This is a genomic window from Mesorhizobium sp. M0923 (assembly GCF_040319365.1).
Lineage (GTDB): Bacteria > Pseudomonadota > Alphaproteobacteria > Rhizobiales > Rhizobiaceae > Mesorhizobium.
This window is the reverse complement of record NZ_JAMYNW010000057.1, coordinates 1-1373: the sequence shown is the minus strand read 5'-3', so window position 1 is coordinate 1373 and position 1373 is coordinate 1. Positions and strand designations below refer to the sequence as shown.

Sequence of the window (1373 nt, the reverse complement as noted above, 5' to 3'; positions counted from 1 at the left end):
CATCTGTGGACGCCCCTTCGGACGCAAGCGATTTTTTTGGCGGTAGGCACGATGTCGGATGCTGCCATCTGTCCGGCCTCCTGATGCAGCCATCGGCTGCGGGCCCGTATGGGAGTTCGCGGACTGGATCCACATCAGCTTTGCGCGCTTGGGTAGCGCTCTGCCATTCCCTGGTTCTTCCAGCCCCGTCTCGCCGACTGTTGTGCCATACCCTCCTTCGACCGACCTCGCGTCCCCGACAGCCTCTGACGTCGATCCCGGCTTACGCCGCGACCGCCGCCGGAGCTCGGTAACTTCCGCCCTTCGCCAAAAGGGCCCAGACAATGCGCGCCATCTTGTTGGCGAGCGCCACCGTCACCAGCATGCGCGGCTTGCGCGACAGCATTTGTTCCAGCCACGATCCCTTGGGAGCTCCGCGACCCGACGCCTGTTTGACGACGGCGCTGGCGCCGATAATCAGCAGGCGGCGCAGCGTTCGCTCGCCCATCTTCGACGTCGCGCCGAGCTTCTGTTTGCCTCCGGTCGATCGCTGCAACGGTGTCAGACCCAGCCAGGCGGCGAAGTCGCGACCCTTGGCAAAGGTCTCGGCAGCGGGAGCAAGCGCGGTCAACGCCGTCGCGGTGATCGGCCCGATGCCGGGGATGGTCATCAGCCGGCGCGCCGTCTCGTCCTCGCGGGCACGGCGAGCGATCTCCCGGTCAAGATACGCGATCCGCTCGTCCAGCTCGGCCAGGAGATCCAGCATGACACGGAGCATCGCGACCGCCGCCGTCGGTAAGGACGCGGCCATCTCCTCCTCGAGCATATCGCCGAGCATCGAGACGTAGGACAATCCCTTTGGCGCCACCCAACCGTACTCGGTGAGGTGTCCCCGGATGGCGTTGACGAGCTGGGTTCGCTGGCGAACCAAGAGATCGCGGGTCCGGAACACGAGGGCGGACGCCTGTTGCTCCTCGCTCTTCACGGCCACGAAGCGCATGGTTGGGCGCTGCGCTGCCTCGCAGATCGCTTCGGCATCCACCGCATCGTTCTTCTGCCGCTTCACGAACGGCTTGACGTAGGCGGGTGGGATCAGCCGCACGTCATGGCCCAGCGCCATCAGTTCACGGCCCCAATGATGCGCACCGCCGCAGGCTTCCATAGCCACGGTGCAAGGCGGTTGCGCAGCGAAGAAGTCGAGCACCTTCGCCCGGCTCAGCCGCTTCGAGAAAACGCCTCGACCGCGTGAATCCGAACCATGCGCATGGAATACATTCTTCGCGATATCCAGACCGATCGTGGTAACCTCAGGCACGGACGCCTCCCTTCGAATGGTTGCAACACTCCATTCTGGCACAGCGATGCCGTCGGGGGGCGTCCACCCCATCAGCTTT

General features: G+C 64.8%; 1 protein-coding gene. It reads right to left on the bottom strand.

Annotation, left to right across the window (positions count from 1 at the left end; genetic code table 11):
• Positions 1–262: 262 nt before the first annotated feature.
• On the bottom strand, positions 263–1294 hold the full coding sequence (locus NKH89_RS35590; protein WP_352912028.1) for an IS110 family RNA-guided transposase: 1032 nt from the start codon (positions 1292–1294) through the stop codon (positions 263–265).
• Between the last annotated feature and the right edge of the window lie 79 nt (positions 1295–1373).